Source organism: Streptomyces marianii (assembly GCF_005795905.1).
Taxonomy (GTDB): Bacteria; Actinomycetota; Actinomycetes; order Streptomycetales; family Streptomycetaceae; genus Streptomyces; species Streptomyces marianii.
Window position 1 is genome coordinate 35,539 of the sequence record NZ_VAWE01000001.1, and the last position, 17,706, is coordinate 53,244.

Below are 17,706 nucleotides of genomic sequence, written 5' to 3' on the forward strand. Positions count from 1 at the left end.
GAACAGCGGGCCGCGTCGCACTGCTCACGACCGGCACTGTGGTCCGGCTCAGAGCCCGAGGCGGTCCTGCGGCGGCGTTGCGCGGAAGAAGGCACGCAGGGGTTCATCGATAGCGCGTTCGCGGCCGGTGCCGGCAGCAGCAGCGTCGAGGAGGGGGGCGAGGTCTTCAGTGTCGCAAGGGGTGAGGACGAGCCAGCGCAGAACAACCTGCCGCACGATCAGCCTGAGGTCACGCAGGGCGGCCAGTTTCTCGCTCTCCTCCTGGTCCTTGAGGACGTCCCCGTGCACGTACTTGGAGCGCGCGCTGTACGCCTCCTGCACAATTGTCTCGACCTGCTGGCGCAGGGACGGGGTAAGGAACAGGGCGGCTGCACGGGACCGGATCCTTTCGCTGACGCCCTCGTGCTTGTCGTCGGGGCTAGCCATCAGGGCTTCCAGCGTGATGACGTAGTCCAGGTGCAGCTCGTCGGCCTCCTGCTCCCACACGCCGTAGTCGCTGTGAGTGCGCTGGTGGGCCTGCAGCAGGTGCCGGGCCGCGCGCTCCAAGCGCAGGGCGCGCCTCCTGGGCAGCCTTCGGCTGCTGGTGGCGCCGTCCATGACAGCGTCGATCTTTGCGGTCACGGCGGCGCAGAAGGCTTGCAGGCGCGGGAGTTGCGCCTGGGTGACGTGGAAGGTGCCGGTCTCGCGGACCTCGACTTCCTCCTGCCTGCCGTCATGGTCCTCGTAGATCTGGAGGGTGGTGGGCACGTGGTTTGGGTGCAGCCCGAACTCGCGGCCGCGCTCAACATCGAACACCGCGTTGACATGCAGGAGTTCGGGACTCCACAGGATCAGCGGCAGCAGCGCCCTCCAGTGCCGGGCCTCCGGCCGCGGGCCGGTGAAATCGAACCAGGGCGCGCCACTGCGGTCCGAGGCACGGTCCGGATCGGGGGCGTGGACGAACGGCGCACCAGCCAGGAGACGGAGGTCGAGCCCGCCCGGCTGAAGGCCGTGGAGGGCCGACATCGGACCCAACTGCCTCAGCTCGTCAGCGGTGAAAGTCTGCAGGGTGTACCGGCCCAGCGGGATCCGTGTCCCCTCGGGGAGTTCGCCGCTCAGCAACAGCCAGTCCTCCACTGCCGGCGCGGGCGCCGTACAGAAAGCGACGAAGCTGTCCGCAACCTCTTCCACCGGCACCGTCGCCCCCTGGGCAACCAGACGGGTCGCGTCCCCGAGCCCTGATCCGCCCAGGAGCGTGGACCATCGGGGCACCCAGTCACCATCGGCCTTGCCGTACAGGTCGCGGTGTTCGGATTTCGGCGCGGCGCCCACCACCGCGTTGACCACGGCATCGAACTCCGGCTGCGTCGACAGCGCTACATCGGTGATCGCCTCGGGTATCGAGGGCAGGTCCCGTGCCTGTTCAAGCCAGGCGAGGACGGCCTGACGCAGCGGGAAAGTGTCTTCCATATGGTACGAAAATAGCGCACCCTTGCCGCCCGCCACACCCAACCACCAGGCCACAGCTCCCGGCCTGAGCGGCCGTTCCCGCGTTGTTCGAGCATCGAACTCCGGGGCACCCGTCCGCCAGTGGCCCTACCTGTAGTACGCCCTCACTCAGCAGTCGTAGCTCTTGAGCGTCTTCGAGGCACCGGTGGCTGACTTCAAGTAGTCGTTCTCCGACTTCAGGCTCTCATTCTCCGCCGTCGACTCCGCCAACTGCACGACCAGTCCGGCAGCCATGGACAGGAGCCCCTCGTGCTTCGCCTGGAGCTCCTCATGCTCTTCCTGAAGCCCCTTGTACTTCCAGGTAAGGACCCCGATGGTGGTGGCGGCCAGAACGCTGGCGCCGACCTTAACCGCGACCCTGACTTTGCCGAACTTACCTCCGGCTGGCCCGGCACCGTCCTTGCCGATGCAAACGTGGCCCGTCTGGTGCGAGTGCTGTTGCGCCTCGCCGAGATGGTCGCTCTGATACGAGCAAGATCCGCATTGGTAACGGGTCATCAGTCGTTCCTCTCCCCCAGGGAGATGAGCCTGCCACAGGTCACGTGCCTCCGGCGGCCACTTCGTGATCCTCCGTACGCCCACCCACGCTGAGGGAAGGACGCGCACCTGCACGGGTGGCGCGCCCCTGGTTGTGGGCTAAGCCGTCAACCTTCGCAGGAGGGCCCATGGCGCGCCACGGGTACCTTGTTCAGGTCTCTGGCCAGCGAGATGCGTCGGTTCCAGGCCGAGGAGGTCAGGAAATGGAGCTGACGCAGGTCCAGGTAGCAGCGCAGCCGAAGGCCGAGCTCGCCCGCGTCCCGGGTCGTGTGCTCCGCTGTTCGCCGTCGCCCACCGGTCGGCAAGCAGCTGCTGGAAGGCGAGCGCGGTGGCGTCGTCGGCGGCCGCGACGTCGACCAGGCCAACCGGCTTACGTGCACTTCGTTCATGTACGGCACTACGCCGGGTGTCCACGGGAGGGTTCCGCCGCAGTGCGTCTTCACTCGGCTGAGTGGCAGGCCCTCGGGGCCGTCGACGCCCCGGTCCAGCCGCGCAGACACAAGGAAATCCCACGCCGATCACTGAACTCGCACTTCAGGACCTCTCCAGCTCCTGCAGCTCCACAAGCCCCCAGTCCAAAGCCGCGCCACACCACAGCCAAATCCGGAAATGATTACTAGATCCCCAGGCCAGCGTTTTGCTCATGGAACCGACGAGGAGACCCGCCCCGCCGCAAGGCGGAGGCGGGGCGGGCAGATGGCGCAACCCTGCCGAAGCAGCGGCAGGAGGAAGCGAGAGACCGTACTCAAACCGAAGCTCTCACGCTTTGCTGTTGTGACGGATCTTCCGGGCCGGAATGCCCGGTGCTGAGAGCCGCTGAGGCTCAGAGCAACGGCTTGCGGCACCCTCTGTGAGGCTCAACCGCCGCCGCGTGCAGCAGTGTTCGCCCAGGCGGCCGTCTCCGTGCGGTCCGGCCCTCGAGGCGCACCCGTCTGCACCTGCCCTGGTGGCATTGCGCGGTGGTGGTGCGCACGATGAGGTCGGCGAGCGGCTGCTTCTCGAGGTAGCGCACGGCAGTATGCGGATCGGTGATGCCGTTGCGGACGAGTTCGTCACGGACGGCCGGAGCGACGGCCCCCAGTCCGCTCTGGGCGACCAGGTCACCGGCAGCGTGGAGGTTCAGCCAGTCGATGCCGTCGGGCAGTTCGAGGGCGCCGTCCTGGCCCAGCGAATGACGGATGGTGGGCCAGGCCAGGGGAGATCCGCAGGTGACGAGGGCGGTCAGGCCGTCGGGGCCGGGGCCGGTGTCCTCGCGGGTGAGCATGTCGAAGGCGATGACGCTGCCCAGGGAGTGCGCGATGACCAAGCGGGGTCCGGGGCGGTGCAGTTCGGTGCGGACCTCGGCGCGGATGCGCTCACCGATGTCGTGGTGCAGGTAGTCTCGCTGTGATCACCAGCGGTGATTTCGAGCAGGAGCCGCACCGGGGCGAGTTCACGCAGCTGCTGAAGCTGGCGCTGGACAAGGCCAGGGATGAGTCGGCCGGCTTCACCGCGCCCCATCTGTCGTTCGAGGAATGGGAGAAGCTCCTCAACACGGTCGGGGATGAGAACCCCGCCCTTCTGCGGGCGCTGTGGGTGTGGCCGGACTCGCGCCGCGACGAGCCGAGCCTGTGCCTGCCCAACCCGCGCTATCAGCCGCAGGAACAGGTCGTGGAGGCGTCCCGGCAGCCGGTGTCGCTGTCGGCATCCACCCTGGCGCAGTACTGGCTGGCCCGCGCCTCGGGCCGTACCGATGACGATGATCCGGGCTGGTATTTCAGCGGGCGCCAGACGCTGATGCAGGCGCTGGTGGAGTTCGTTCATGCCGGGGCGGGGGTGCTAGTGGTGACCGGGGCGGCCGGCTCGGGCAAGTCGGCGTTGCTGGCCCGGCTGGTCACGCTGAGCGATCCGTTGTTCGTTACCCGGTTCGCGGACATGGTGGAGGCGGTTCCCGCACCGCTGCGGCCGCGGCAGCGTGCGGTGGACGCGGCCGTGCTGGCGCGGGGAAAGTCGTCGCTGGCATTGATCGAGGATCTGCTGGCCGCCCTCGGCACCGAGAGAGTCGGGGGCGAGCCACACGTGCAGGCACTGCTGGACCGGGTGGCCGCAGTCTGCGCGGAGGTGCGGGAGCCGATAACACTCGTGGTCGACGGTCTGGATGAGGCGCAGGAACCGACCGCCTGCCTGTCCGACGTGATCGCCCCGCTGGCCCGGCTGCGGAGTGCGGACGGGGAACCGGCGGTGCGGTTGGTACTGGGAATGCGTAGTTCGGCCCAGGACGTCGAGGGCGGCAAGCTGCAGGATGCGGCGGCCGACCAGCTGCTGGGTTTCCTGTACACCGTGCTGCAGGCGGGGATGGGCGAGAGCAGCGTGCCGCTGGACCTGCTGCGCACGGACGGGGCCCAGACCGCCGCCGACATCACCGCCTATGTAGAGATGGTGCTGCAGGCGGCTGCGGACAGCCCGTATGCCGGCCACGCCGCGGCGGCTGCCGAGGTGGCCTCGGTGATCGCGCAGGCCGTGAAGCCGTCGTTCCTCGATGCCAGGCTGGCCGCCGCCCAGCTGAGGTCCGCGATCGGCTGGCAGGACGTGCACGATCCCCTTTGGCGTGGCCGGCTGCTGGCCGGGACGACGGCGCTGCTGGCCAGCGATGTGCGGCAGGCAGCCAGGGACCAGGACATCAGCCTGCCGATGCTGCTGGCGGTGCTGCGGGCCACCGCCTTCGCCCAAGGCGCGGGGCTGCCGTGGGCGGAAGTGTGGCCGGCGGTGGCCGCCGCGGTCCTCGGCCCGGCTGCACCGCCCGCCGACGAGATCGATGCGGTGATCCGCACGGTCCGCCACAGCCGCCTGGTCGGCTACCTCGCCGCCGGTGAGGAGGACGGCCGAGTCACCTACCGGCCCGTCCACCAGCGGGTGGCCGAGGTGCTGTTGACCGAGCCGGGCCTGCTGATCGGGGAGCCCCTTGAGGGCCTTCCTGCCGAATGGGCTGCTGAGATGGAAGGCCTGCGGCCCGTGCCGCAGGTCCACCGTGCCATCGCCGAGGCCTGCGCCCACCTGGCCGAGCAGGGCGGCCGCCTGGCACCGCATCCTTATGTGCGCCGCCACACGGTGGCCCATGCCGAGCTGGGCCACGCTCTGGACGATTCGATCATGCCGGTGGAACTGGCGGTCTGGGAGAGCTCAAGGTCGCTGCGCGGACGGCTGGGCCTGCCGCTGCCGGTGGGTGACCCCCAGCGTCGGGTGCTCACATCGGCCGGGCTGATCGAGCCGTACCTGGATGAGTCGGTGGATGCCCCGTCCCGCTTCAGCAGCCTCTCCTTCCAGCTGGCGACACAGGGGGAGGAAGAGGGCAAGGACTTGCTGCCGGCATCGCCGACTCCCGCCCGTTCCTTCGGCCCGCGGCTGCGCACCCAGTGGGGGCACTGGCAGGCGCGGACCAACGTGGTGGCGTCCCCCATGGGCCGGGTGCACGCCCTGTGCTCGCTGGCGACGGTGGGCGGCCGCCAACTGCTCGCCGCCAGCACCCGTCACGGCATCGGTGTCTGGGACAGCACAACCGGCCAGCAGCTCACCCACATCGACACCGGTGTGGCTCATGGCCTGACGGTCGCGAAGGGGACCAGCGGGCGTCCTTTCCTGGTGGCGGCCGGGCCCCGCAGCGCGGCGGTGTTCGATCCGCTTTCGGGCCGCCGACTGGCGGGCCTGGAACAGCTCAGTGTGCGCACGGTGGTGGTGGCGCAGGATGGCGCCGACCGGTGGACGATGGTGTTGGCCAGCGGGCGGGACGAACTGGCCCTGTGGAAGCCGTCAGAGGACGTGGTCCAGCTGGTCCGTCTGCCTGACGATCTTCGCCTGCCGGAGCGGCTGACCTGGGTCCGTGACCGGCGGGGCCGGGGCTACCACCTGTGTAAACGGCACCGCGCTGGGTGGGTGCTGTTCAATCCCCTGACCGGCGACGTCCTGCCCCTGCACCTGCCGTTCTCCACTGCCCGGTCCATGGCCGCCGTGCAAGGGCCGGAAGGCGATCTACTGGCCGTGCTGCGCGGCGGCCCGGACGAGCCGGTCTGGCTGTTCAACCCCTTCCAGATCACCGCCCGCAAGAGCGAGCTCTTCCCCACCGATGCCCTCCAGGCGGGCGAGGTGGTCGGCCGGTTGCCCACTCAGGGTCAGCGGCTCGTGGCGCTGGCTGCTCCCGGCGGCGCCAGTGTGGCCGGCATCGTGACGGACGACGCCATCGAGGTGTGGGATACATCCCGGCCCGAGCCGCAGCATATTGGGACGTACCCGGCGTCGCCGCGAGCGATGTTCGCCGGCATTCCCAGCCCGGACAAGGCATGGAAGGTTGCCATCACCGGTGACGAGGGCATCCAACTCCACGGTCCCCGCCCTGCGGTGCAGCGGGGCTCCCGCCCATCACCCTCGCCACGGCCCCGGCAGGCGGCCAAGCCGCAGCGGGTCGCGCGGGCAGCGCACCTGATGGCCGCCCTGCCGTCCGCGACGGGTACGCAACGGCTGGCCGTCCCCACCGGCTCCCAGGTGGAGATCCTGGACGTCGCCACCGGGCAGTGTCTCGACCACTACGAGCAGTTCTCCCCCGTGACCTTCCTGGAAGCCCTGCCCATCCGGGGCGGCTCAGCAGCCGTGGCCGTAGGCGACACCAAGGGCATCCGTCTGTGGAACACCAGAGATGATGTCGCCCGGCCACTGATGAACGGCTCGTTCGAGCAAGCCCGCTGCTGCGCCGTGCAGCTCCCGGATGGGCAACCCGCTCTCGTGGTGGCCGACCGCAGCGGGACGATCATTGTGGATGCCGTTACCGGCGAGGTAAGACCGCTCCCCGGCACCGGGCCGGTCAGCGCGCTGCTGGCGCTGCCGTCCCCCGCCGGCCGCTGCCTGGTGGCGGGGGCGGTGCGCTCCCGGCTGCTGGTGTGGGATGCGGCCGGTGGCGAACTCGTCGAGGAACGCACGCTGCCCTACCGCAACACAGTCACCGCCTTGTGCCTCGTCCCCCTACCCGAAAATCGTGTCGTGGTGGCCATCGCCACACCTCATGAGATCGCGTTCTGGGATCCGCAGGGGTGGAGCCGGATGGGCCGTATCGACACCCCGTACACCGCTGTGATGACCGCACTCCCCCAGCCCTCGGGGTCATGGCTGCTGGCAGCCGGCAACGGCACCGGCATGCGGCTGTGGGACCCTCTCACCGGACGCCTCGTTCATAGCCTGCTCACCGCGGCACCGGTCACCAACATCGTGCACACTGCCGGCGATACGCAGCATGTGCACATTGCCGGGCCGGCAGGACTTGCCACCCTGGACTGGCCGCTGAAGGCAGAACCGTCGTACCTGCGTTCGACAGAAGTCGGTTCGCCTAGAGATGCAAAGTGGGCCATGACCTGCAGCTTCATCGCCTCACGCCCGAATTGCCCGTGTCTCTAGGCGCTGACATTCCCGCTGGTCAAGGAGTTGGCGAGAGAGGCGTGATTCTCTGACAATGCCACAAGATCCGAGGGTGATTCATCACCTTTCGCCACTTTTGCGGGCTTGCCTCGGCGCAGCGCGATGGGGCTAGAAACCCGCTATGTGATCGGATAGCGTGGTTGCAACGCCCCAGCATCAAGGGGCCCTTGGCGGTCATCACCGCGCTGACCAGCAAGAATGTCAGAGCCTAGAGACACGCCCCCTCTCCATGACCTAGTGCATCCTCCCTGGTCAGACCTCATCTTGTGACTCTAGGTGATGGGAATTCTGTCGAACCCAGGTCGTAGGGACGCTGATGGCCCGCTGATGACGTGTCACCGCCGATGGCCCGCGGGCCGGGCCCCACGCGCTTGGGCAGCAATGCCTCGTCGAAGGCTCGAGATCCGGTCCGCTCGTGTCCTGGCGCCGCTGCGGGCCTGGGCAAGACATGCACGGTCAGCACATCCTCGAGCGGGGCGTTCGTGGCGCAGGCGCCCGCCGGTTTGCCGGGATGCGCCACCGGGCCGTGGACAGCGCGGATAGTCTCCGATGCGTGATGAACGACGGTCTCAGGCATACCACCAGCCGCCTCTTCGACGCCTTCTGGGCAGCGGGAATCTCCAGTCCGCTGGAGATCGTGGAGCAGATATCCCACCTCCTCTATCTCCGCGAGCTGGACGCCGTCCAGGAACACTGGGAGCGGGAGACTGTTCGGCAGGAATCCCCACAGCAGCAGCCAGTCTTCACTCAGGATGAGCAGCATCTGCGCTGGTCCCAACTGATCCGCCTGACACCTCAACGCATGTACACGTCGATGACCGACGAGGTGTTTCCCTGGCTGCGTCGCCGCACTTTCGCCGGAGTGGGCTATTCGCAGCTCGTCAAGGATGCTCGTTTCACGATCCCGACCCCCAGTCTCCTCGCCAGGGTTGTGGGCCTGCTGGAAGAGACGCTCTCGGCGGGGGATGCCATCGCGGGCGCTCTGTATGAGCACCTGCTCGCCCGGATCGCCACGGCCGGTCCCTATGGTGCTTTCCGTACGCCTCCTCATCTGGCGGCTCTGATGGCAGCGATGGCTGAGCCCGGAGCTGACGAGGAGGTGTGCGATCCAACCTGCGGCATGGGCGGTCTCCTCGCTGCCGCTGCTCAGTTCGTCCACCGGTCCCGCCGGGAGACCGCGCAGCAAAGCGCAGCGGAGGTGAGCGGCAGGATCCACGGGTTTGACTTCGACACGACCATGCTGCGGTTGAGCAGCATGCGGCTGGCTCTTCAGGGCTACGAAGGTGCTGATCTGCGCTACCGGGACAATCTGGCGGAGGGCACCGGGACGGAGCGTGAGCGCTACTCAGTCGTCCTGGCCCATCCCCCGTTCGCGGGCAGCGTCGACTACGAGGCCGTCGCACCCGAGTTGCTCGCAATGGTACGTACGAAGAAGACCGAGCTTCTTCATCTCGCCATGATTCTGGAGCTGTTGAAGCCGAAGGGACGCGCGGCTGTGATCGTCCCCGCCGGTCTGCTGTTCAGCTCGACTTCTGCACACATCGAACTTCGGCGCCTGCTGGTGGACGTGCACGGGCTGGAGGCTGTGGTCCAGCTGCCCGGCGGCACCTTCAAGCCGTATGCGGGGGTATCGACGGCGATCCTGTTCTTCACCAAGGACGCCGGACAGAACGACAGCGTGTGGTTCTACGATCTCACGGCGGACGGCTTCAGCCTGGACGACCGGCGTGAGCCGCTGCTGGCGCAAGATAAGCTCGGGCTGGCTCCCGACAGCGTTCTGGATGCCGTCGATCACACGCGCAACAACCTCCCGGATCTCATGCGGCGTTGGCGGCTGCGGCGCAGCAGCGAGCGCCGGCGTGCACGGTCCGAGCAGAGCTTCTGCGTGACAGCCGCGGACATCGCCGCGGAGGACTACAACCTGTCACTGGAGCGATTCCGTCAGATCCATGAGATGCAGCGGGCCGCGCAGGAAGGCATCCGTCTGGGGGACTTCGCTGAAATCTTTCCCGGGTCCGTACGCAAAGCCGATCTGGACGAAGAACCGGATGCGACGGACACGGACGGGCAACGGCGGGTTCTGACACCCACCCTGCTGACCAGCACGCTACCGGACGTGGCAGACCTGCCCCTGCGCGCGGACCAGCGCGAACCCCGCCGCCGGTTGCGGCAGGGCGACATCATCGGACGGGATCTCGCCGGGACCCGCCACTGGACGTGCGTGCCGAGCCACTACGACGGCGTGCAGCCCGGCCAGGGCCTGATCGTCATCCGGCTCACCGAGGAGCCTTTGCCCCACGAGTACGTGATCGCCTACCTGTCCAGCGCTCTGGCCGAGCAGCAGCTGCCGAAGTACGGAGTCATCCCGCACATCAAGGCCCGCGAAATGGCCGACATCTGGATCCCACGGTGTGACGGCAGCCTCTCGGAAATCCGCGCCGCCCTCGCCATGCTCGACGAAGGAGAACGGGAAGCCGCACGCATCCAGGACGATCTCCACCGCAAACGGATGCAGATTTTCGAAAGCGGAACCGGTTCGGCCCGGCGCGGGCGGCTCGATGACGCCGCCGCGATCAGCTCCTTGACCGCGCAGAACCTGCGCCGACACAACGAGCCCTACAAGCTGTTCCAGGATTCGTACCCCTACGCCGTAGCCCGCGCGGTCCGCAAGTTCCGCCACGCCCTGTCCCTGGCCGAAAAGCACGAGGCAGCCATCCAGTGCACCGAGTCCTTGATCCTTTCTCTGGGCATCATGGCCCTTGCCCTGGCCACCGACCGCGGCCGTCAGGATCTGCCGGCCATCGCCCAGTGGAGCCAGTCCGTTGAGCGGGGCGGTGTCTCTCTCGGCCACTGGGTGGGGGTGGTCAGGGCAGTAGCCGACGACGCCCGCCAGCACGGAGACCCAGCCGCCGGCCTCGTCGAGGCAACAGCTCGCAAGAAGGGCAAAAAGGGCCTGTTCGCCGACCTTGACCAATTGGTCGAGCTCCGCAACAAGATCCGTCACGGCGCAGGCCCCCGGACACGAGCCGAGCTGGAGAGGAGCCTTGGACGCATCGAACCGCTGATGCTCAGCAGCCTTTCGGGATGCGCATTCCTTGCGCACACCCGATGGGTACACACCGACCGGCTTCAATGGATGCCCGACGCCGGGAAGTTCCGCGTATCAGGCCTGGCCCTGATGGGCGATCACCCCGACTTCGCAACGGTCTCCTTCGACACGGCACACCCTCTGGCAGACGACCAGCTGTACCTCATCCCCCCACACGACGAACCCCTCCCCCTCTCGCCGTTCTGCCTCCTGAGCGACTGCCCCACGTGCCTGGCACCCGAGCTGTACTACCCCGACCGCATGACGAGTTCCACGGCTCTCCTCAAGAGCCTGGATCGAGGCCACGAGCTGGACAGCGACTCCGTTTTCAAGGCACTGCGCGAGTGGAGCACCCCGTGAACGTTGCAGCCACACATGAGGGCGCGAGCAGATGAGCGAGAGGAGATCGGAGAGGACGTGAGGTGCCCCGGCGCGTCACGATCCTCACAGCCTGCGCAGGGACAGATCAACTCGCCTGCCGGGCGGCACTCGTGACGGCCCCGGGGTGCCCGTGCTCCAGACGGGCCGTTTCCAGCAGGCGTCGCCAGGAGATCGATGGGCGCAAGTAGTGGTTCACTGCCTCCGTACGCTGGCTGCTGGCAGCCCAAGACGGGTTGGCCCTCTTACCGGCGAGCCTGACAGGATTGCCTACTCCTGGCAGACACGCGTCCTTCTGAGCCCGACAGCCTCGACAACCAAGGGCATTACGGTTCTGGACTCCCAGCCCTGCGTTCCGCGTAATTCGGGGGTTCTGGAGTCCCTACCGGGCTGAAGGTGCAGGTCAGTGGGCTGGAGGCTGGTGACGCGGGCAGATTCGCCTAGAGACGCGATTCTGCGGATTCGCCTGCGCTGACCTCGAGTTGCTCCGTAGGGTCTGGAGTCGTGTATGTGAAGACGACGAAGCGGGAGAACAAGTCCGGCACGGTCCGGTACCTGCACCTGGCCCACAACGAGTGGGATCCGGTAAAGGGCCGGGCGGTCCCGAAGGTGCTGTTCACGTTCGGCCGTGAGGACGACCTCGACCGGGACGCAGTGAGGCGCCTGGTCGCGTCTCTATCGAGGCTGCTGGAGCCGGGTGAGGCACTGGCGTCGACGGCGGCGGGTGACCTGGAGTTCGTCTCGTCGGTCCCGTTCGGCGGCACCTATGTCCTCGATCATCTCTGGCGTCGGCTGAGGATCGACAGGATCGTCGGGCAGGTCGGGCAGCCCAAACGGGGCCGGCGCCGGGACATGTCGATGACCGAGCGGGTGCTGTTCTCCCTGGTCGCGAACCGGGCCCTGGCTCCGTCGTCCAAGCTGGCCGCCGCGGACTGGGTCACGCACGACGTGCATGTCGAGGGCCTGCCGGCCATCGACGACGACGCCTGCTACCGGGCGATGGACTGGCTCCACGAGGTGACCGACGACCTGGAGAAGCGGGTGTTCGACGAGGTCGCGAACCTCCTCAACCTCGAGGTCGACCTGCTGTTCTTCGACACCACCAGCACCTACTTCGAACTGGAGGAGGCCGACGGACCCGTCGCCCGCGACGACAAGGGCCGCCTCCTGACGGACGACCGCCCACCCGCTGAAGAGGACGGCGAGAGCGCGGATCAGGCCGGGTTCCGTGCCTTCGGCAAGTCGAAGGACTCCCGCGACGACCTGCCGCAGATCGTGATCGGGATGGCCGTCACGAGGGACGGGATCCCGGTCCGCGTCTGGTCCTGGCCCGGCAACACCGGTGACAGCAAGCTGATCCGGCAGGTCAAGGACGACATGCGGGACTGGACCCTCAGCAAGATCGTGTGGGTCACCGACCGGGGATTCTCCAGCGAACGCAACCGCCGCTACCTCCGCCAGGGCGACAACGCCTACATCGTCGGCGAGAAACTCCGCTCAGGCAGCCCGGAGGTGAAGGCCGCCCTGTCCCGCCAGGGCCGCTACGGCGAGATCGCCCAGAACATGCGGGTCAAGGAGGTGCGGATCTCCGACACCGAACGGTTCGTGATCTGCCACAACCCCGAAGCCGCCACCCGTGACCAGCACATACGCGAACAACTCGTCTCCCAGCTCACGACCCTGATCGAAGACACCGACAAGCTCAGCGACTTCAAGCGTGGCGAACTCCGCGGCAAGATCGCCGACAAGCCCGGCCTCAACCGCTACCTCCGCACCACCCCGTCCGGCAAGCTCCGCATCGACACCGCGAAGATCAAGACCGAGGAGAACCTCGACGGCAAGTACCTGCTGCGATGCTCCGACCCGGGCCTGTCCGCCGAGGACATCGCACTCGGATACAAGCAGCTCCTCGAAGTCGAGCGGGGCTGGCGGGACATGAAGCAGATCATCGACCTGCGGCCCGTCTATCACCGGCTCGAGGAACGCATACGCGCACACGTCGTCCTCTGCTGGCTCGCCCTCCTGTTGATCCGCATCATCGAGACCAGCGCCGACGCGACCTGGACGACCGTCCGCCGCGAGCTCGACCGGCTCCACCTCGGTACGTTCACCGGCCCTACCGGCCTGTTCCGCCAGGTCACCGCCCTCACCAAGCCCCAGAGGGACCTGCTGGCCAAGCTCAACATCCCCGCACCGAAGCAGATCATCGCGCTCGAACCCGCACCCCGCTGACCAGCACGAACACCAGCGCCTAGAGAAACGCCTCTCAGGCGCCCTCACCCATGTCCGCGCAGGTCAGACCCCAGATTCGTGACTCTAGGACGCTGAATTACGCGGAACGCAGGCCAGCGGCCCGGCCCCGTCACGAGCGAGGATCTGGCTAGCGCGTTAGCGGGGCCGCCAGGTGCGGATTTCCAGGTGAGTGATGTGCGCGGCGGGGTCGATGCGGCCGGTTACCACCAGCCACTGGTGGATGGCGGCGGAGAACTCATCGATGCGTTGGCACAGGCCGCAGGCACCACCGCAGTCGCCCGGCTTCTTGAGACAGGCCTGACAGACGACGTCTCCATCGGCAGCAGCTACCACGTGGGAGCACTGTCCAAGACGCTGCGGGTCTCTGGAAGAGCGAGGAAAGCAGCGCCACTATTCGGCGCAGCGAGTTCGGCAGGCGGGGAGCCTCTGCAGGCCTGCCTGTCCAGCGCGTACACGGCCCACTCCCCTGGCCTGTGGCCGTGCTTCTCTTCAGTAGTCGACCACAGACGCGATTTGCCAAATGCGCCCCTGACCAGCACATACCTGACTCTCCGCACCACGCAGCTGTATAAAATCTCGTGCCGATCACTACATTCCTAGACGATCACTAGACCTGCACTTCGGAGCCTCTTCAGGTCTCAGAGCTGTCAGAAAGACCCAGCTCAGAACTGCACTGCGCCACTGCCGAGAATCCGGGGTCGATCACTATATTCCAAGGTCAACGCATCATCCATCTAGTGATCACTGGCGGATTTGTCAAATGCGGTCAGAGCCACGACGGCGTCGAAGACCGGCGCGAGCAGCAGATCGCCGCAGCCCGTGCGAAGGTGGACCGGCTCCTGCTCAGACTGCGGAGCCTTCAGGAGGCATCGGCTGCCGCCGCCGACCAGGCCGCCGAGGCGGATACGGCGGCCGCGGCCGCGCTCACCGCCCGCGACGCCTACGACGAGGGCCATCTCCAGCCCGCCCGCAAGGCCGCGCAACAGGCCGAGAAGGAGGCCCACGGCCTGAGCCGCGACGTCGCCCAGCTCAAGGAACGCCTGGAGTCGGCCGACTACATCAGCGCCCAGGAGCAGGTCATCCAGGCGGCCAAGGAACAGATGGAGACGGCGCAGGCCGCCCGGGATGCCGCGGTCACCGCCCACGACGTGCGCCGCAAGGAAGTCACCGGCCGCTGGTCGGAGTTCTTCCTTGCCCGGCTGAAGCAGATCAACCCCGACGTCGAGACCGCCCACATCGACCCCGCCGACTTCACCACCCGCGTCAAGGAACGGCACACCGCCGACAAGACCTTCGCCGAGAGCTCGGTCGCCGGAAGCCCCAAGGTGGCCACCAACGTCGCGCTGCTGCTGGCCCTGCGCGATCTCGGCCGCGTCGACCGCGGCGTCCGAGTGCCGCCGCTGATGGTCATCGACTCGCCGCTGGCCGGCCTCGGAGCCAAGGGCCTGGACCACGACACCGGCCTGCGCCTGATCGACACCCTCATCGACATCGCCGACGACCCCTCCCCCGACGGCTACGCCTGCCAGGTCATCGCCGCCACCAACGACCCCCTCCCCCGCCCCTATCCCGGCGTGCGAGAAATCCGCATCGACACCGACAACCGCTTCTTCGACCACGCCCCACGCCGCGACAACTGACCCTCTGTGCCCCGCACTTTCGTAGAAGAGCCCAGGGCGGCCGCCAGCCGTCGCCACGCCCGGACGGCCGACGCCCGCAGCTGCGCCACCGCCTGGAAAGGTGCAGCCGGGGCCCGCCATGGGGCCCTCACCGGCATCGCGGACGTACAACGAGGTCGGCCACCCTTCCCGCCCCGCTCGGCTGAAAGACGGTTGACGGAACTGATCAGCCCGCCGTGGCTTTCAGCGGCGGGCTGCCTCGTGCAGGTGCCGGCGCAGCTGTGCGCGCAGCTGCGGCAGAGGGGCGCTCGCGCCGAGCCTCCGCAGGAAGTCGGCTCCGTCCCAGGTGATCAGGCCGCCCTGGCGGGAGAGGTACAGGCCCACCTGGTCGATGCCGAACTCGTCGTCGTAGTCCAGCAGGAGGTATCCGGCGAGTTGATATATCTCCTCGCGGCCCAGGCGGCGGGGGTCCTTGGTGGCTTTGCAGTCCAGCAGCAGGCCGCCGAGGATGAAGTCGGCGTCGGCGATGTCGCCGCTGCCGGCGAAGACCGGACCGCACACGCGGGCCCTTTGCGGTAGAGCCCGGAAGGCGGCGAACGGACCCTCGGCGAGCCGCATCTGCTGGCCGATGTCGGTCACAACGTACTCGGGGACCGCCGCGGAGAGGTCGGCCAGGGTCGTGGCGGGGGTGGCGGAGCTGAGCATGCTGAAGCGGCGGATCTCACCGGTGCGGGCGATGTCCTCGAAGAAGCCGGCCACGAAGCACAGCCGGATGAGCGCGTTCTCGTCCAGGCTGCCGGGGTCGGCGAGGTAGGCATCGACGGTGGCCAGCAGTTCGCGGCCTGCCGTGTGCAGGGCCGCTCGGGCCCCACGCGCCGGTGCGCCGCGCAGCGGTCCGGTCTCGTCAAGGAACATGACGCCGGCGACAACGGCCAGTCCGAGCCGCCCGCCGAGGCTGAGACGGAGGCGGTAGTCGACGGCGTGGCCGAGGGCCGACCAGTTCGGGTACTGCACGTCGATCGGCTGCACCGGGTGAGGGAGGCCGACGATGCGCGCCTGATAGTCGCCCACCAGGTTCTGGCTGTACGGGAGGTGGGCGGCCATGAACTGCGAGATCGGTGAGGAGTCGTACTTCAGCTGCCCGGTCAGACTGAGCTCGATCATCGGCCGCCCGGCTACCGTGCCGTCCCGGCCGGCGCCGGCCATGGTCTTTTCGTACGCGTCGATCCAGGCGATGCCCTCGGTGTCCAGCAGATGGCGGGCGCGGGTGACCGCGACGTAGATCAGGCGGGCCTCGCTCGCGTTCAGCGCGCGCTGCAGGCCGTGGTCGTCCACCGACGGGGCCATGAAGCCCTTGCCGATGCGTACCGACGGCCACTCCCGTCCCTTGGCCTTGTGCGCGGTGGAGACGGTGACCTGCGCCTTCTCCTCCGGGGACAGACGGTCCACCGCGGCGATGATCTGGTCGGGGCCGTAGGTGTCGACCAGCTGCATGATCGCTTTGAGGTCCTGGCCGGCCTTGTCCTGCTCGGCGTACTCCTGCACCTCGCCCCAGGAGGAGAACAAGAACAGCTCCGGGTGGCTGGTGCGCTGCCCGGCCTTGAGCTCGAGTGCGGCCTTGGCGATGCGCTGCAGCGCGCTGCCTCCGCCGGTCAGCGCCACCGGGATGCCGAGCTCCAGGTAGGACAGGACCTCGCTCATCGCGTCCACGTTGCCCCGGCACAGCACCGCCTCGGGCTGCGCCGCCTCACCCACGCGGGAGCCGGGTCCGTGGCCGGTCAGCTGCATCTCCGACTCGGCGTGTCCCAGCCACCGGTTGGCCACCTCGGCGATGGCCGGGCCGAAGCGGAAGGACTGGGTCAGGCGTAGCTGTTCGGCGGGGAAGCCGGTCATCACATCGCGCGCGTTGCGCCAGCCGTAGATCTGCTGGGCGGGATCCCCGACGCACACCCGCTGCGCGTCCTGGGCGAGGAAGACCTCCTCCAGGACGGGGTTGGTGTCCTGGGCCTCGTCCAGCAGGACGAAGTCCGCCCCGAGCTGCGGGGAGGTCATCGCCCACAGCTTCATGTAGTGGTCGTGCTCGAACCGCAGCCGGCCCGCGGGCGAGCAGATGTCCTCCCACGCACGGTGCGCGTAGGGCAGCAGGGTCCGGGCGAGATAGTCCTGGCCGAGGCCGTCGAGGCCGTTGACCGGCTCCATGTGGCGGGCCATGACCTGCCGGTCGGTGGTGTAGCAGAACTTGCGGACCACGCCCATCACCAGGCGCGCGGCGTGAGTGACCTTGATCTGGCGGGAGCCCACGTCAAGGTCACGGGTGATGCCGAGCAGGCGGGCGGTGTGCTTGGCGGGCATTCGCGCCGAGGCATCCAGACGCTCACGGTAGTGGTGGCCGACAGCCCTGAAGGCCAGGGAGTGCGCGGTACGGCACTCCACGTTCGGCCCGAATCGCCCGCGGGCGTCGTCGGCGATCGCCCGGTTGAACGCCACACACAGCCCGCGTTTGCGGGTCGCGGCGCCCATCAGGATCAGCGTGGACGTCTTGCCCGTCCCCGCTCCGGCGACCAGGGCCAGGTCCCGGCCGGAGGCGAACACCTCACGGGCAGCCTGCTGCTCCTTCGTCGGCTCCATGGCCATGGATTCCTCTCTGGGAAGCGCGGCTTCATGTACCGCAACCCCAGAGGCTGAAGTAGCCGATGACCAACCGTCAATACAGTCATACGTTCGGTAGCCAGTTTCGGCCGAACCGGGGCAGCCTGCAAGGCAGCACCGCGAGCCTGTTGTGCTGCCGGTTTCCCCCTCCCCCGCCTCCTGGCGAAGCATCCCCGTCGGCGCAATCGAGACAACGAACTTCCCTGATTCCGGCAAGAGTTGTCAGTCCTGGTTTCTATGCTGCCGCAGGTTGGG

10 protein-coding genes and 1 pseudogene are annotated in these 17,706 nt (G+C 68.0%); 4 read left to right on the forward strand and 7 right to left on the reverse strand.

Translation table 11 applies throughout. From position 1 onward, the window contains the following. Positions 1-48: 48 nt before the first annotated feature. The 5 genes and pseudogenes from FEF34_RS00140 to FEF34_RS00155 form a co-directional block, all read right to left on the reverse strand. Entirely contained in the window at positions 49-1,503 is a 1,455-nt protein-coding gene (locus tag FEF34_RS00140; RefSeq protein WP_138051317.1) for a HEPN domain-containing protein, read from the reverse strand. Between the two features lie 93 nt (positions 1,504-1,596). Continuing rightward, positions 1,597-1,986 carry a hypothetical protein gene (locus FEF34_RS00145; RefSeq protein WP_093600456.1) on the reverse strand — a complete coding sequence of 130 codons (390 nt, stop codon included), beginning with the start codon at positions 1,984-1,986 and terminating at the stop codon, positions 1,597-1,599. Between the two features lie 146 nt (positions 1,987-2,132). Next, positions 2,133-2,414 (reverse strand): DUF6207 family protein, encoded by a 282-nt coding sequence (locus tag FEF34_RS42250; RefSeq protein WP_325063608.1) that lies wholly within the window; start codon positions 2,412-2,414, stop codon positions 2,133-2,135. Beyond that, positions 2,347-2,547 (reverse strand): annotated as a pseudogene (locus FEF34_RS43855) (hypothetical protein); the annotation flags it as partial. The gene FEF34_RS42250 and the pseudogene FEF34_RS43855, both read right to left, overlap by 68 nt. Before the next feature lie 301 nt (positions 2,548-2,848). Next, positions 2,849-3,331, reverse strand: coding sequence for a hypothetical protein (locus tag FEF34_RS00155; RefSeq protein WP_138051318.1), 483 nt, complete (start codon positions 3,329-3,331; stop codon positions 2,849-2,851). Positions 3,332-3,411: 80 nt separating this feature from the next. Between FEF34_RS00155 and FEF34_RS00160 the strand changes: the two genes are divergently transcribed. The 3 genes from FEF34_RS00160 to FEF34_RS00170 all read left to right on the forward strand — a co-directional run bounded on the left by FEF34_RS00160 (position 3,412) and on the right by FEF34_RS00170 (position 13,162). Next, entirely contained in the window at positions 3,412-7,443 is a 4,032-nt protein-coding gene (locus tag FEF34_RS00160) for an AAA family ATPase (RefSeq protein ID WP_138051319.1), read from the forward strand. Positions 7,444-8,020: 577 nt separating this feature from the next. Beyond that, the gene (locus tag FEF34_RS00165) at positions 8,021-10,912 is read left to right on the forward strand and encodes a class I SAM-dependent DNA methyltransferase (RefSeq protein ID WP_138057183.1); all 2,892 of its coding nucleotides are present in this window, start codon (positions 8,021-8,023) and stop codon (positions 10,910-10,912) included. 522 nt (positions 10,913-11,434) lie between these two features. Then, complete coding sequence (locus FEF34_RS00170) at positions 11,435-13,162, forward strand: IS1634 family transposase (RefSeq protein WP_138051320.1); 1,728 nt, start codon at positions 11,435-11,437, stop codon at positions 13,160-13,162. Between the two features lie 156 nt (positions 13,163-13,318). Here the strand turns inward: FEF34_RS00170 and FEF34_RS42260 are convergent, their stop codons facing one another. Then, a complete protein-coding gene (locus tag FEF34_RS42260) occupies positions 13,319-13,516 on the reverse strand; it encodes a hypothetical protein (protein ID WP_234042171.1) in 198 nt (65 codons plus the stop codon). 404 nt (positions 13,517-13,920) lie between these two features. Here FEF34_RS42260 and FEF34_RS00180 point away from each other — a divergent pair, with 404 nt between their 5' ends. After that, on the forward strand, positions 13,921-14,823 hold the full coding sequence (locus FEF34_RS00180; RefSeq protein ID WP_138051321.1) for a hypothetical protein: 903 nt from the start codon (positions 13,921-13,923) through the stop codon (positions 14,821-14,823). Between the two features lie 222 nt (positions 14,824-15,045). On the opposite strand, the gene FEF34_RS00185 is transcribed toward FEF34_RS00180, so the two are convergent. Continuing rightward, the gene (locus FEF34_RS00185; protein ID WP_234042172.1) at positions 15,046-17,430 is read right to left on the reverse strand and encodes a UvrD-helicase domain-containing protein; all 2,385 of its coding nucleotides are present in this window, start codon (positions 17,428-17,430) and stop codon (positions 15,046-15,048) included. Positions 17,431-17,706: the final 276 nt, after the last annotated feature.

What these genes read in the sequence shown, in the direction of transcription:
- FEF34_RS00145 (WP_093600456.1), bottom strand. Translation starts at nt 1,986, where the DNA reads ATGACCCGTTACCAATGCGGATCTTGCTCGTATCAGAGCGACCATCTC.
- FEF34_RS42250 (WP_325063608.1), bottom strand. Translation starts at nt 2,414, where the DNA reads ATGAACGAAGTGCACGTAAGCCGGTTGGCCTGGTCGACGTCGCGGCCG.
- FEF34_RS00165 (WP_138057183.1), top strand. Translation starts at nt 8,021, where the DNA reads ATGAACGACGGTCTCAGGCATACCACCAGCCGCCTCTTCGACGCCTTC.
- FEF34_RS00185 (WP_234042172.1), bottom strand. Translation starts at nt 17,430, where the DNA reads ATGGAGCCGACGAAGGAGCAGCAGGCTGCCCGTGAGGTGTTCGCCTCC.